This is a genomic window from Ravibacter arvi (assembly GCF_039540405.1).
Classification (GTDB): domain Bacteria; phylum Bacteroidota; class Bacteroidia; order Cytophagales; family Spirosomataceae; genus Ravibacter; species Ravibacter arvi.
The window spans coordinates 42609-58081 of record NZ_BAABEY010000031.1 but is presented as its reverse complement, the minus strand read 5'-3'; the positions used below and the strand labels follow the sequence as shown (position 1 = coordinate 58081).

General features: G+C 51.3%; 11 protein-coding genes. 7 read left to right on the top strand and 4 right to left on the bottom strand.

Annotation, left to right across the window (positions count from 1 at the left end; genetic code table 11):
* The first annotated feature begins 15 nt into the window (after window positions 1–15).
* The gene (locus ABD852_RS17890) at window positions 16–609 is read left to right on the top strand and encodes a TetR/AcrR family transcriptional regulator (RefSeq protein ID WP_345031381.1); all 594 of its coding nucleotides are present in this window, start codon (window positions 16–18) and stop codon (window positions 607–609) included.
* Between the two features lies 1 nt (window position 610).
* On the opposite strand, the gene gdhA is transcribed toward ABD852_RS17890, so the two are convergent.
* A complete protein-coding gene (gene gdhA / locus ABD852_RS17885) occupies window positions 611–1948 on the bottom strand; it encodes an NADP-specific glutamate dehydrogenase (protein ID WP_345031378.1) in 1338 nt (445 codons plus the stop codon).
* Window positions 1949–2459: 511 nt separating this feature from the next.
* On the opposite strand from gdhA, the gene ABD852_RS17880 reads away from it, so the two are divergent.
* Window positions 2460–5426, top strand: a complete 2967-nt coding sequence (locus tag ABD852_RS17880; RefSeq protein WP_345031377.1) for a glycosyltransferase family 117 protein — start codon at window positions 2460–2462, stop codon at window positions 5424–5426.
* 30 nt (window positions 5427–5456) lie between these two features.
* Here ABD852_RS17880 and ABD852_RS17875 read toward each other — a convergent pair whose 3' ends face one another.
* Window positions 5457–5903, bottom strand: coding sequence for a type I restriction enzyme HsdR N-terminal domain-containing protein (locus ABD852_RS17875; RefSeq protein WP_345031376.1), 447 nt, complete (start codon window positions 5901–5903; stop codon window positions 5457–5459).
* 163 nt (window positions 5904–6066) lie between these two features.
* Between ABD852_RS17875 and ABD852_RS17870 the strand changes: the two genes are divergently transcribed.
* On the top strand, window positions 6067–6837 hold the full coding sequence (locus ABD852_RS17870) for an AMP nucleosidase (protein ID WP_345031375.1): 771 nt from the start codon (window positions 6067–6069) through the stop codon (window positions 6835–6837).
* Between the two features lie 18 nt (window positions 6838–6855).
* On the opposite strand, the gene ABD852_RS17865 is transcribed toward ABD852_RS17870, so the two are convergent.
* Together ABD852_RS17865 and ABD852_RS17860 are read right to left on the bottom strand one after the other, a co-directional pair.
* Window positions 6856–8415: a hypothetical protein gene (locus tag ABD852_RS17865; protein ID WP_345031374.1), complete on the bottom strand. Its 1560-nt coding sequence runs from the start codon at window positions 8413–8415 to the stop codon at window positions 6856–6858.
* Window positions 8416–8472: 57 nt separating this feature from the next.
* Window positions 8473–9840: an amidohydrolase family protein gene (locus ABD852_RS17860; RefSeq protein ID WP_345031373.1), complete on the bottom strand. Its 1368-nt coding sequence runs from the start codon at window positions 9838–9840 to the stop codon at window positions 8473–8475.
* Between the two features lie 322 nt (window positions 9841–10162).
* On the opposite strand from ABD852_RS17860, the gene ABD852_RS17855 reads away from it, so the two are divergent.
* From ABD852_RS17855 to ABD852_RS17840, 4 genes are all read left to right on the top strand, one after another.
* Window positions 10163–10795 (top strand): RNA polymerase sigma-70 factor, encoded by a 633-nt coding sequence (locus ABD852_RS17855; RefSeq protein ID WP_345031372.1) that lies wholly within the window; start codon window positions 10163–10165, stop codon window positions 10793–10795.
* Window positions 10796–10844: 49 nt separating this feature from the next.
* Entirely contained in the window at window positions 10845–11858 is a 1014-nt protein-coding gene (locus ABD852_RS17850; protein WP_345031371.1) for a FecR family protein, read from the top strand.
* A 91-nt stretch (window positions 11859–11949) separates the two neighbouring features.
* A complete protein-coding gene (locus ABD852_RS17845) occupies window positions 11950–12132 on the top strand; it encodes a hypothetical protein (RefSeq protein WP_345031370.1) in 183 nt (60 codons plus the stop codon).
* Between the two features lie 12 nt (window positions 12133–12144).
* Window positions 12145–15465: a SusC/RagA family TonB-linked outer membrane protein gene (locus ABD852_RS17840; protein ID WP_345031369.1), complete on the top strand. Its 3321-nt coding sequence runs from the start codon at window positions 12145–12147 to the stop codon at window positions 15463–15465.
* Window positions 15466–15473: the final 8 nt, after the last annotated feature.

Sequence of the window (15473 nt, the reverse complement as noted above, 5' to 3'; positions counted from 1 at the left end):
ACCTCGTTTTTAGGAATGGGAACGTCAGCGCGCAGAGAAAGGCACCGGATGCAATTGCGCAGCCAGATTGTAGAAACAGCATGCGCCATCGCTAAAAAGGAAGGCTGGCCCGCGGTTTCCGTGCGGAAAATCGCGGACGCGATCGAATACAGCGCCCCTATTCTTTACGAACATTTCGAGAACAAGGAATCGCTCCTGGAAGCGATAAGACGCGACGGATTCGCACAGTTGAATGCCGGCTTCCGCGACATCAAGGCACTGTATCGCAGCCCGGAAAAACAATTGACAGAAGTAGCATTGCTTACCTGGGAATTTGCCCGGAACCGGCCGGAAGTGTTCGAGGTAATGTTTAACCTTGGAGGGGCCTACAGTGCCTCAAAAGAAGTGTATGCAGCCGAAATGAGCCACGAAAACAACGTGGTCTGGGAAATGATCGCGGCCTTCAAGCCCAGGTTTGCCGAGTCAGTCAACAAAACGTACCAGGAATGGTGGGTTGTTACTTTCGGATTTATTATAATAAAAATGACCGTTGCCCTCAAAGAGAGCAACGGTTACAATGAAAATCTCTATATGGAGAACGTGCGCAGATACCTGCGCAGCGTTTTATAGATTATACAACTCCCTGCGCCAGCATGGCTTCCGCCACCCGGACAAAGCCGCCGATATTAGCTCCTTTTACATAGTCAAGCCGGCCGTCAGGACCGTGGCCATAACGCTTACAGATGGTATGGATGTTCTCCATGATCTTGTAAAGGCGCTGATCCACCTCCTCGCGCGTCCACGACAAACGCAATGAATTCTGTGACATTTCCAGACCGGATACCGCTACACCGCCGGCATTTGAAGCTTTCCCGGGGGCAAATAAAACATCGTGCGCTTTGAATACCTCAATCGCTTCCGGAGTAGTAGGCATATTAGCTCCCTCTGCCACACAGAAACAACCATTTTTAACCAAATTCCGGGCATCTTCTGCATCCAGCTCATTCTGGGTAGCATTGGCAAAGGCAATGTCACAAGGAACTTCCCAAGGCTTTTTACCTTCTACATACTCGCAACCGAAACGCTCCGCGTAAACTTTTATACGCTCCCGTTTTACGTTTTTCAACTCCAGGATATAAGCCAGGCGCTCTGCATCAATCCCGTTTGCGTCATAGATATAACCGGAAGAATCCGACACGGTCAACACCTTCGCTCCCAGCTCAATGCACTTCTCGACAGTATATTGGGCAACGTTCCCGGATCCGGAAATAACTACCCGCTTGCCTTTCATGGTATCGTGCCTTTCAGCCAGCATTCTGTCTACGAAGTACACTACGCCATAACCGGTCGCCTCAGGACGAATCAGGCTTCCGCCCCATTCAAAACCCTTGCCGGTCAATACACCGGTATATTCGTTTTTGAGTCTTTTATACTGACCGAACATGTAACCGATCTCCCTTGCCCCCACCCCAATGTCTCCGGCCGGGACGTCGGCATCGTGACTGATATGGCGCGACAGCTCGGTCATGAAGCTCTGACAGAACCGCATGACTTCTCCATCGCTTTTGCCTTTCGGGTCAAAGTTCGATCCGCCCTTACCCCCTCCCATCGGAAGCTGCGTCAGGCTGTTTTTGAATACCTGTTCGAATGCAAGAAATTTCAACGTTCCCAGGTTCACCGAAGGATGGAAACGCAACCCCCCTTTGTAGGGCCCGATCGCGCTGCTCATCTGCACCCTGTACCCGCGGTTCACCTGGATTTCTCCCTTATCGTCAACCCAGGGCACACGGAAAATCACAATACGCTCCGGCTCTACAAGACGCTGAAGCAGGTTGGCGTTCCTGTATCGCGGATTAGTCTCCGTAAAAGGTATGATGGTCTCGGCAACTTCTCTTACCGCTTGGTGAAACTCTAATTCTCCCGGGTTGTCCAGTTCAACCCGACTCATAAATGCTTCTACAGAATTCAAGGGACGCTAGATTAAGAATAACAAGATATTGGAAATACTGATCAGTATTTCAGTTCGCAAAAACCGAAACTGACCCACGAAATAAATGCCAAAAGAGGGATTAAACAAATTTTCGATTGAATTCTTGGGTCATTACAAAACATAGTTAGTTTAATTATATTAAATTGTTTCAGCCGAAAGTTGCATGCCAAAACACAACTATTTCCTAAGGGATAAATCCAATTTCTATTTTCCCGATGGATGGGTTATACGGCACAATAATAAACGCTCCGGGACTTTTTCATACTTGAAATTTGGCTAACGGCAGCAAGCCCCATAGAAAACACCGTTACAGGCAATGGTATCAGGAAAGATTCGGCAAATTTCGCTTTCCCCGGTGCCGGAACCTCACAAAACAGGGTTTAACATTAATTAAGAGCATGCGAACCTTGCCTTTGTCCTTATTTTACTAATTTTGGCTGTGCTTCTGAATGACAGTACCACAAAAAATCATAACAGTCAACCGTTTTTCATGAACCGATTTAGTCGTTACAACAATCTCACGGGCTGGGTAATCTTCGGGATTGCGTTGGTCACCTACCTGTTAACCGTTGAAAGAACCGCCAGTTTTTGGGATTGTGGCGAATTCATAGCCTGCGCATTCAAATTGCAGGTTCCGCACCCGCCGGGAGCCCCGTTTTTCCTGCTCCTCGGACGACTTTTCTCCATGTTCTCTTTCGGTGACCTAGAAAAAGCAGCCTATTGGGTCAACCTGTTGTCAGTCACCGGCAGCGCCTTTACCATCCTGTTCCTGTTCTGGACCATTACCATGCTGGCCCGGAAAATCCTGAACAAAACCGATGAAGCACTTACCATGGCCGATACCTACCTGGTTCTGGGTGCCGGTGTTGTCGGCGCGCTTGCCTATACCTGGTCCGACTCTTTCTGGTTTTCTGCTGTGGAAGCTGAAGTTTACGGCCTTTCTTCGTTTTTTACGGCTATTGTTATCTGGGCCGCCTTCAAATGGGAGCGGATCGATGACAGCGCAGCAGCCAATCGCTGGCTGCTTTTTATTGCCTACCTGGTAGGTTTGTCAATAGGTGTCCACTTGCTGAACCTGGTCACAATCCCGGCACTTGCCCTGATCTATTATTTCAAGAAATACGAGAAACGTTCTTTCTGGGGAATCGCCGTTTCGTTTGTGATCGGGCTGCTGATACTCGGAATTATCAACTCGGCAATTATCCCCGGGCTTCCCACATTGGCCGGACAAATGGAGCTTTTCTTTGTGAACTCAATGGGACTGCCATATGCATCGGGCATCGCGTTTTTCATCGTGCTGTTCCTGGGTGCATTGGTCTGGGGGATCCGTTACAGTGAAAAAAAGTCGAAGGAAATCCTGAATGTGTCGCTGCTTTCCCTGGTTTTTGTGCTTGTGGGCTACATGTCGTACATTCTGGTATTGGTAAGAGCGGAATTCAACCCTCCTATCAATGAAAATAACCCGAACGACGTGCTCAGCTTCGTATCTTACCTCAAACGCGAGCAATACGGCAGCAGGCCGCTGTTGTTCGGCCCGACCTACGTTGACCGGCCGGTAAGCCAGAAACGCGGCGCCCCGATGTACATAAAAGAAAACGGCAAGTACAAGATTTACGATTATAAGCCTGAGTACGAATATCCCTCCGGTTCTTCTGTTTTACTACCGCGGATGTACAGCACGCAACCCAGGCACGTGCAACTGTACCAACAGATGCAGAACCTTCCCGAAGGACAACGCCCGAACCTGGCCAACAACATCAGCTTCATGCTTTCCTACCAGATCGGTCACATGTACTGGCGTTATTTCCTCTGGAACTTCGTCGGTAGGGAAAGTGATGAAGAAGGCGCCGGGACGCTGCTGCCCTGGGATGCCGGTAAAGCATATCCCTCTACGATTGCCCGGAACAAGGCCCACGACAATTACATGATGCTGCCTTTCCTCCTCGGAATACTGGGTATTCTGTACCAATACTTCAGAAAGCGCAGCGATCTGCTCATTCTTGCGCTGCTCTTTATTCTGACCGGGGTCGCGCTCGTTATTTACCTCAACTCTCCTCCGGAAGAACCGAGAGAACGTGACTACATTTACGTGGGGTCCTTCTACATTTTCACCATGTGGATCGGGTTGGGCGTTATGTTCCTGGCCGATGCCATCAAGAAAGTGCTTTCCAGCGAAACTACCCGCGCCATTGCCGCTACGGCAGTCGGCCTGCTGGTTCCGGCTATCATGGTTGCAAAAGGTTGGGACAACCACAACCGCGCGCACCGTTACCACTCGGTAGATTTTGCAAAAAATATGCTCAATACCTGTGCTCCCAACGCCATTCTCTTTACCGGCGGCGACAACGATACATTCCCGTTGTGGTATGTGCAGGAAGTGGAAGGTTTCCGCACCGATGTCAGGGTATGTAACCTCAGCCTTTTGGGGACCGATTGGTACATCGATCAAATGAAGCGCAAGACCTACGAATCCGAAGCTCTGCCCATCACACTTGATCGCAAAAACTACCTGTACGGACGGAATGACGTTGTTCCTTTCTATGAAGTGCCGGGTGTAAAGGCGGGCATCAACCTGAAAGAGTATATCTCGCTCATCAAACAGGAAAACCGCGCGATCCAGGTGCCGCTCACTTCGGGTGACATGACCTCCATACTGCCATCGTCCGTATTGTTCCTGCCGGTCGATGTAGAGCACGTAAAAAACCAGAAAATTGTAAAAGAAGACCTGTTGCCTCTTCTACGGGATTCCATCAGCTGGAATATCGGCAACAGAGACCTCTATAAGTCCGACCTGATTATGCTGGACATTATAGCGAACAACGACTGGAAACGCCCGGTTTATTTCTCCTCTACGCTCGGAAACAGCAGCTACCTCAACCTTAAAGAGTACATGCAGCTCGAAGGCTACGCTTACCGCCTCCTGCCGGTTAAGGTGGATGGTGCGAGCGACGGCTACGTGAACTCGACGGTAATGTACGACAGGCTCATGAACCATATGGCATGGCGCGAGCTGAACAATCCGAATACGTATTACGACAATACCTACCTGGGCTCCCCCGTGCTTTCCGCCCGCATTTCTTTCCTGCGGTTGATTAACCAGTTGCTCACCGAAGGTAAAAAGGAGGAAGCACGCGCCGCACTGAAGCGTTCATTGGAAACCATGCCGGACAAGAGCATCCCATATGACCAGATCTCGGTAAACTTTATAGCACCGGCCCTTGAACTGGGTGAGGACAAGATCGCTTCGGATATTGCGGAGAAAATGGCGCAGCGGGCCGACGAAAACCTCACTTTCGCCAAAGAAAGCGGGAATTCAGGCACCCGCAACAGTAACCTCCACCTGTACATTCTACAGTCGATTATGACCACTTACCAGGAGGAAGGGAAGGCAGAAGAAGCCAAAAAATACGAGCAATTGCTGCAGCGTCACTACGGCATGGCGGCGTTTCCAAAATAACGTCCAAGGCCTTTATACAGAAGAGCCCGGTCAGAAGCCGGGCTCTTCGCTGTATAAAGGCAGGCCGTCAAGAAATACCAGGTTTCCTCCGGCCCCGACCCTGAAACAAAAGTGTTCCATCCCATTGGTTACGGCCATGAACTTCGGACGAAGCGTATAATTATAACGGGCTATCTGCTCAAAAACCACGGGCTGCAGTTTAACAGCAGGCGCCTTGCATTCCACAAGTAAAAAGGGTGCGGCATCACTGCCCAGCACCATGATGTCGGACCGCTTCCTGAGCGAATGATAAAACAGGCCGGTTTCGATCGCAAACAGCGCACGCGGATACCGGTAATGCTCAATCAACAGGTTGACAAAATGCTGCCGTACCCACTCCTCGGGAGAAAGAATGACAAACTTTTTCCGCACTACGTCAAAAATGTAGGGTTTTCCGTCTACTTCTTTAACTTTACAAGCAAAAGAAGGGAGTTTCAATTGAGGCAACATGGATGTAAAAATGACGGTTCACATTCATATTTCAAAAAACATGGGGGGTGAGGTTTGAGGTGTGAGGTGTGAGGTGTGAGGGACTAGCATCTCACACCTCATGGCTCAAACCTCACACCTCATGGCTCATGGCTCAAACCTCACCCCCCCGATGAAAACCAAAAGCGATATCGTCGAAAACTGGCTGCCCCGGTATACCGGGACGCCTCTGGATGAGTTTGGCGAATATATTCTCCTCACCAATTTTATCAATTATGTTTCCCTGTTTGCTGAAAAATTCGGAGTCGAAGTCCGTGGTCAGGGCCGGTCCATGCAAACGGCAACAGCCCATAACATCACAATTATCAACTTCGGCATGGGAAGCCCGATGGCGGCCACCATCATGGACCTTCTGTCTGCCATCAGTCCGAAAGCCGTCCTGTTTTTAGGCAAATGCGGCGGGCTAAAAAAAACACAGTTGGGTGACCTGGTCTTACCCATTGCGGCCATTCGCGGCGAAGGGACCAGCGACGACTACATGCCCCGCGAAATCCCCGCCCTTCCCTCATTCCGGTTGCAGCGCGCCGTATCCTCCACCATTATCAAGCACGAGCTCGATTACTGGACCGGTACCTGTTTCACCACCAACAGGAGGATCTGGGAACATGACGAAGAATTTAAGAAGTACCTGCGCGACATCAGGGCGCTTGCAATTGACATGGAAACCGCTACCATTTTTATCGTTGGTTTTGCGAACGCTATTCCCCACGGCGCCCTCCTGCTGGTCTCAGACAACCCGCTCGTGCCGGAAGGTGTAAAAACGGAAGCAAGCGACCAGAAGGTAACACAACTCTATGTGCAAAGACACCTTCAGATCGGGATTGACGCGCTGACTGAGCTGGCTGTATCCGGAGAATCAGTAAAACACCTTCGTTTTGAGTAACGGCATCACCAGGCCCGGCTACGCTCCGCCGAGCATTTTCAGCAGATCCCGCAAGTGTTCGTACAAAACTGGTGCTGTTTCCGGCCCCAGGGAGTTCACTTCGCCGTAGGGCCCTGAATCGCGTCCGTAGGTGTACGGCGAACGGGTGTCCCATTGGCTTTTCGGAATGATATAGCCTACTTCGTCATTAGAGAGGCCTATGAAGAATTTATACCGGTGCCGCATGAGATCTCGGAGAGGCGGTACCTCGATTTTCTCCATTCTATAATCAGCGCCCTCCGGCGTTTCCACGCCGCCATTGAGAATCTCCGGGTAAAGCTCGCCCGGGACGTGCATAAAAGCCGCCGGCCCAAGCGACCAAACCGCTACTTCCGACCGCAGGTGCTGCCGCCGGACGTAACCGCGGCGAAAAACACCGAGCCTTCCGGCCAGGCGGAATAGCTTGTTTTCCACTTTTAGGGAAATTGTTCTGGCAGCAACACCAATTGCCGCGGAGTCAACCTGGCTGGTCGCAGACTTCAAAGCCCTGAGCGACAACAGGGCCAATGCCATACCCTGCGCATCGGCTTTTTCAAAGGTGGCGCCGGTCAGCAACTCCCCCGACAAGGGATGCTGTATCGTATCCGGCGGCCTGGTAGTCATGAGCCCGCCAACCGCGCCGTTGGCAAACAACGCGACGCCACCCAGCCCGGCTTCTATGAGGCTGTCTCCCCGGTACACCCCTTCCTCCAGGTACTTCCGGTAATAATGAGGAAAATCCGATGTCAGCATGAGGTTCCCTGACCAAAGCGTTTCGGGATGATTCCCCCAATTGAGAAAGGTCCCCAGCGTACGGCCTGTTTCCACATCGATGGCCTGCATCAGCCGGACGCCCGCATCAAAAACTTTAGGCGGGCGTGAATCCCCTACAAGGGGCGTTGCCCCGGCAAGATCTTCCGCAAATTTCAACCGCGCAGGCCGGGCCGCCCGGTAAGCTTCCTCCACAGATGCCGCAATGTTGTCGATCACGCTTGCAAGATATTCATCGTCAGTGCCCCTTTTTAATATGCCGGGTCCCCACATGCCCAGAAGATCCGGAGAGGAATGAACATGCGTACTGGAAATAATAACATAATCAATATCAAGCGATTGCTTAATTCTTTTTCGCGCAGTTACCACGTCATCGTGGCCGAAACCCATCATATCGATCACACAAAGCGCTATTTTATGGTTACCGTCATCAATGACCATTGACCTGGCCCAAAGCGAATCATTCACCCCGTTGGCAGGCCGCGACTGGTGAAATCCCGCAAGCCAGACGGCGTCGAAAACACCGTTGCCGTTCAGGTCGTTAAAGGTGTCACCATCCTTTTCTGCATACTTCGCGTCACCGTTTGCGTCATTCCAGGTATCAAAACCCTTGGGAGTGAGGTCGCGTTTCGCAAAACCTATTTTCAGCCGCTTCGGGTCGCCCGGCTTTATCTGCAGGTTCACCTCATAACCCGGGTGACGGTCCCTTAATTGCCTGCCCGTATAAAGCCAGCCCGCCAACAACAGGACCGCGAGGAATACCAGCACGCTGATCAGTATTTTTTTCATAGGGGTGGGGTTTGAGGGATGAGGTTTGAGGTTTGAGGTTTGAGGGGTGGGAGTCCGTTACTGCTTGTGGCTTGTCGCTATTTTTTCCAGTTCCGAGTCCATGAATTCTCTGGAAAGCAGGCTCGTTCCGATTATCACGGCTTCAATGCGTCTTGAGTTTTCGATATTTTCGAGCGGGTTTCCGGCCAGCAGTACCAGATCGGAATCAAATCCTTTCCTGACTGCTCCCGATTTTTCTTTACCCAGGAATTTCGCCACGTTTACCGTACCGGTTTTCAACGCTTCATAGGGCGTCAGACCGGCATCTACCAGGTATTTCAACTCGTGATGGATTGAAAAACCGGGTACATTCAGGATTTGCGGACCATCGGAGCCCAGCAGCAAGTTCACACCTTCTTTCTGACAAGCGCGCAGTAATTCCTGACGCACCCGGATTAGTGCCCGGGCGTGCTCTTTGTTGAAGCCCGGTTCATTCTGATAATTTCTTTTAACCGTCAGCCATCGTTCCCGCTCTTTGGGGTCTATGTATTTCAGGTCAGGATCGTTTTCGTAAACTTCCACCCCCTCCGGCGAAAGCCAGCGCTCAGCGAGCGCTTCCGTAGGCACTACCGCAATACGATTCGCCTTCAGGGCCTTGACCAATGACCCGATCTTCGAACGATCAGCCTTGTACGCGATCTTCGCCCCAAACAACCCTGTTTCCGAAGCCGCCATGGTATCAACACCGGGTGTAATGGCTTCTATGAAACCATCCATGTGATCGATGGTGGCATAGCCGGACTCAATGGCAGCCCAAACCCCTACATTAAATGACACGTGCCCTGCAAAAGGGATTCCCACGGATTTAGCAGTCTGAACAATTCCGGGAAAAGTAGCCTTGGTAAGCCCGGGGTGCAGCTTCAGGAAATCGTAACCGGCGGCCTTCTGTTCTTTTACCATCTCGACTCCCCGCTCAGGGCTCCTGACACTCTGGCCACTTAATGAGGGGCCTGAGGTGATGAAATGCGGACCGAGTATATCTCCCGACCTGATCCTATTACGCAGCTCAAGGTGGCTCGGCGCGCCGAGCATGCCCCTGATCTGTGTGATGCCATTGACCAGGTACAGCATCAGCACCTCTTTCATAGGCCCAAAATTATCAACCTGCGGCACATGCGCATGCATTTCCGCCCAGCCCGGAAGCAGGTACTTCCCCTTACCGTCGATTATGGTTGCCTGGCTGCCGGGTTTCACCTTTCCACTCGGCCCCATCTCAATAATCCTGCCGTTTTTTACGATTACCGTCTGATTCTTCACTACCTCATTTTTGTCCATCGGTATCACATTTACCGCGACAAACGCAATTTCCCGGTTTTTTCCGGTGACCAATTCCTGAGCGGAAACCACCGGAGAAAGTAACAGAAGCAATAACAGATAACGGTACATGGCTATAGACGTTTGGTTTATGATGATGAGTTTATGGCGGGCAAAACAGAAATGATTCATCAGTGCCGCGCAGGTCGGGCCGCGTAGGTCGGGCCACGCAGGCTTATCGTCATAAAAGGCGAAAAGCGCCCGATTCTACCGCTTCCCCGCAAATTGGCTTCAAATCCGGCCATTACCGACGCCCCGCCTTTTTTTCGGATTAAGTTATTTCTGACCCGGTTTCCAAAAAATGCTGTAGACACAATAGGGGGAATTTTCTGAAAAGTTGTCTTACCAATAGGGTATTTCACCGAATGAAGAAATTTTTGGACGATTCCGGATTATGCAGAGAGAGCCACTTCAAGAAGACGAAACGGATTTAGTTCGTCATAAGCAGGAACAGTCAGTTATTCCGGGAGATGAAGGCCGGATGAAGGACACTGAGTTTTTTATCCGGAAGACCTTTCAGGAAGACGAAATAAAGGGCTGCGAGCTCCTTTTCCGGCGCTACCATAAGATGTTATGCAGTCATGCCGTACGCTTCGTGTATTCCAGGGAAATCGCCGAAGACCTCGTGAGCGAAATATTCTGTAAGTTCTGGAAGACCAGGGCGTTCGAAACCATCACTTCCTCCTATCGTTTTTACCTTTTCAGATCGGTGCGGAATGAGGCCTACAATTACCTGAGACTGGAATTCCGAAAAATGGAGACATTGGATGCTGCCGAATCCCATAAATCCGCGCAGAGCCAGCAGCCCGACAACGCCGCACAATATGAAGAGATACTCAGTTGCATCGAGATGATCGTGGAGACTCTTCCCAACCAATGCAGAAAAGTATTCCTGATGAACCGGTTCGAAGGAAAGCGCTACCAGGAAATTGCCGATGAACTGCAAATCTCGGTAAAAACAGTCGAAGTACATATAGGAAAAGCACTGACCGCCATGCGGAAAGGCCTGAAAGAATACTGGATATAACCCGGACAGGCAGACAACTGCGTAACCGGCTCTTCAGAAGACAGACGCCATGAGAACTGAAATAAACAAAGAGCTGATTTTTAACCATTTTGCCCGTAAGACCTCTCCTATCCAACGTAAGGAAATTGAGAAGTGGCTTACCGAAAAGGTGCATGAAGAGCAGTACTACCTCTGGCTCGAAGAATGGGAAAATATACATCCCCAATACGTAGCCGGAACTGAGGACGCCACAGGCCAGTTTATCGACTTTCTAAAAACCGGTCATCATCCTGTAAAAAAAGCTACGGAAAAGTTCTTTGACGCAGAGCGTAATTGCCGGCTGCGAAAGAAGCGGAATCTTTTTCTCACCTCCGCCGCCTCAGTGGTGCTCCTGGCCGGACTGTCCGCCTGGTTGTTCAGTGACAGAATACTCTTCCGGACCTACCGCACGGCCTATTCTGAAGTTGCTACCTACCGGCTTCCGGACAGCACGCTCGTGAAGCTGAATACCAATTCCATGCTCCGGGTGCCGCGCTGGGGCTTCGGAGAAACCCGCCGGGAAGTGTACCTGGATGGCGACGCTTCCTTTAAAGTCACCCATACCATTGATAACAAGCAATTTGTCGTTAAAACACCCAGGGAATTGGAGGTAGTCGTGCTCGGAACAGAGTTCACCATGTTTGCGCGCGATCAATTTTCCAAGGTCATCCTGAAAAGCGGGAAGGTACAGCTTCTCTACAATGAGGACCGGCAATCGAAGGAGGTCACCATGAAGCCCGGAGATCTCGCAACTTTCAGCAAAAACAACCGGCTGGAACTGAAAACCACACCATATGCGCAGATCTATTCGGAATGGGAACAAAGGCGTTTTGTGTTTGAAGAAACATCGCTCGAAGAGGTTGTGTACCTGCTGCAGGAAAATTATGGCCTCACCTTTGAGATGCGGGGCGAGGATCTGGGAAAAAGGATGCTGATGGGCTCTTTCCAGGCGGAAAGTGTGGATGAGCTCCTGCAATCTATAGCAGAACTGCTGGACATAACGGTTAAGAGACAGGGAAATCACGTTCTGTTGACGGGCTCTTAAAATGTAACTATTGGACGCAAAAAAAGCCGTAGGCCTTCAATCACGAACGGACGCTGAAAACTGAGGCTCAACTTTAAAAACAATTCGAATTATGGTTACAAAATTACTGAAAGCCCCGTTGAGGGGGCTTATGGCTGCTGCTTTGCTGTTTGGCAGCCCACCCGGAACGTCGCAGACTATCGCCTATGCCCGGCAAAACGAAACCCGGGAACAGCGTGCCGATATCCAGGCCATGCAGTTGAAGAACGTTCTGAATGTGTTGAAAAACAACTAACGGGTTGATATTATGTTTGAGCTCAAATCGGTCGAGGGGCTTACCGTACCGGCCGATGTTATCAACATGGAGCAAAGCCTCGAACGGAACCTGGACAAGATCCTGAAGCCGCTTGGTCTCACTTTCAAAAAGGTAAACAGGCAGTCGTACCTGGTGCTGGACGAAAAAAAGCGGATCAAACCGGCTTCCCGCTCCCGTCGTGGCCCTGACGCGACCCTGTATACTCCCCTCTACCCGGCCCGGTTACCGGCACCCGGACTCAGCCGGCTTCCCGTACCCACTCAGTCCTCCGAAGGCGATATTGCGCCCGAAAGACAGGTTTCGGGAAAAATTACCGACGAAAGCGGTGCAGGCCTGCCCGGTGTAAATATCCTTTTAAAAGGTACGCAGCAGGGAACGGCAACCGATGCGGAAGGCCGGTTCAACATGATAGTGCCCAACGATGAAGCAACGCTCGTCTTCTCCTTTGTCGGGTACGTGACGCAGGAGGTACAGGTAGGCAACCGGACCACTATTAACCTGGGCCTTGTAGTTGACCAAAAATCGCTCAGCGAGCTTATTGTCGTGGGTTACGGATCTGTCAAAAAAGAAAACCTGACCAGTTCGATCTCGAAAATCGGAAGTGAGGCCATCGCAGAGCGCCCCATCCCTACCCTGAGTGAGGCCTTTGCCGGGCAGCTTGCAGGCGTCAGGGCCCAAAGTGCTTCCGGTATTCCGGGCCAGGAACTGCAAATCCAGATCCGGGGGGTCAATACAATCAACGGCAACAGCAGCCCGCTATATGTGATCGACGGGGTGCCGAAAGACAACATGAACGACATCAACCCTTCGGATGTGGAATCCATCCAGATCCTGAAAGATGCCTCCGCCACGGCGATCTATGGTGCCAGGGGCGGGAATGGCGTGGTACTTATCGAAACCAAAAAAGGGTCCGGGAAAACAGCTGTAAACGTCGACGCGATGTACGGCTTTCAAGACCCCGAAAAGTTTGTCGGCATGATGAACAAAGACGAGTGGGTAGCCTTCCACATCTGGCATCGCAACGACCAGTGGCTGAGGCAGGGCGGCTCTATGAAAGATCCTATGGAAAACCGGCCGGTTGGCCTGCAGATTCCCGACCTGTGGCTGGACCCGAACCGGTCCGGTACCGACTGGCAAAAAGCGATCACGCGCGTTGCTCCCTTTCAGAGCTACCAGGTTTCCGTATCAGGAAAAAGCGACCTCGGGAGCATCTTTATTTCCGGCGGTTATATGGGACAGGAGGGCATTATCCGGGAAACCTATTACAATCGCTTCAATTTCAGGGCAAACGGCACACTCAATGTAGGGAAGAAAACACAGGTGGGACTGAACCTGTCTCCCTCTTTCTCTGCCCAGGACGACCGGGATACCCAGGGAAAAGAGACGCCCATACACCATGCGCTTGGCATCTCTCCCCTGGTACAGCTCAACGAAGCTACGCGCGACTGGGGTTTTCCGGCCGGCATCGGCCAAGTGTACCCAAATCCGCTCGAACGGATCCGCGAAACTACGGATCGGACCCAAAGGAGCCGCCTTAGCACAGTAATATGGGCAGAACATGAAATTCTGCCCCGGCTGAAGTTCAAAAGTCAGCTGGGATATGATTATGAAGGCATTGTCGCCGAGTTTTTTCAATCCGGCAACGTCGGCTATAACAACGGCTTTCTGACACAGGGGAACAGCAATTCCCGCACGGCCAACAACTGGTCCCTTCAAAATACCTTGTCTTACGACAAAGAGCTGGGCGGACATGCGTTTAACATTTTACTCGGTCAAAGCGCAGAAGGAAGGAAATATTACCAGATCAATGCGACGGCCAACGGGTTCCCGAATGACCTGATTGAAACACTCAATGTCGCCACCACGCCTACGACCGCGTCTACTACCCGTAACCAATCCCGGATTGCATCGTTTTTTGGAAGAGCCGGGTACGCTTTCCGGGACAAATACCTGCTGAATATGTCCATCCGGAGAGACGGGTCGTCGCGGTTCGGGGACAATCACAAATGGGGGATTTTCCCGGCCGTATCGGCCGGCTGGAAACTCAATGCCGAGCCTTTTCTCGGCCACGTCAATTGGTTGAGCCTGCTGAAAGTGCGGGCAGCCTGGGGTACCAGCGGCAATGACCGCATCGGTAATTACGACTATATGTCACGGCTGTCGATTGCACGCGCCTCATGGGGAGATGCCGTTATAGGCGGCCTTGCGCCCGCGAACATCGAGAACCCGAACCTGAAATGGGAGGCTACCTCTACCACCAATTTCGGGTTGGATATTTCTACTTTCTCCAACCGGCTGCAATTGAATTTCGACTACTATGTCAACCGAACGGACAACCTGTTATTTAACCTGCCGATCCCCAATACCACGGGCTTCGGAACTTACAGGACCAACATAGGATCAGTTCAAAACAAAGGTTGGGAAATAGACCTGACCACACAAAATTCCGTAGGTATTGTACGATGGACCACCTCTCTGAATCTTTCTGCCAACCGCAACAAAGTGCTGGACATGGGCGGGATCAAAGAGTTTACCAGCACCAGCTGGGACGCGAGGTTCACTACCCGGGTGGGCGGGCCGATTTCGCAATTCCTGGTCTACCGTACCGATGGGCTCCTGATGCCTTCCGACTTTGACTCCGAACGAAAAGCCCTCGTACCGATCCTTCCCGGACAAGAGCCCGGTAATGTGCGCTATCTCGATCAGAACGGCGATGGCGCAATCAACGCGAACGACCAGGTGCCGTACGGAAATAACCTGCCCGACCTCATCTATGGCTTTACTAACAGAATTGGCTGGAAAAACCTGGAATTCAGCTTCCTTTTACAGGGACAACTGGGAGGCGATGTCCTGTTCCTCGGTCAGCGGCAAATGGACAATGGCGGACAAAACATCAATTCATTCAAGCGTTGGGTGCGCGCCTGGAAACCCGACTACGACGCGCTGTACGGCCCCGGAGAGAACCCCATTCCCGAAAACCTCGGCGTGGACATGTCGTGGGACGGCTATACCCCCTATACCAAAGGCAATAAATCTGACAATAACAGCGACTTCAGAATTTACGACGCCACCTTTCTACGGATACGGAACATTACCCTTGCCTACCGGATTCCTGCCAACAACCTGGGCTTGAAAATGTTCAGATCGGCCCGGGTGTATATCACGGTCGACAATCTTAAAACCTTTGACCGATACCCCGGCGTTACACCCGAAACCAATAGTTTTGGCAATGCCACGACACAGGCGGGAGTCGATTACAGCACTTACCCCCTTTCGAAGAAATATACGTTTGGAATCAACCTTAACTTTTGATCGGACGC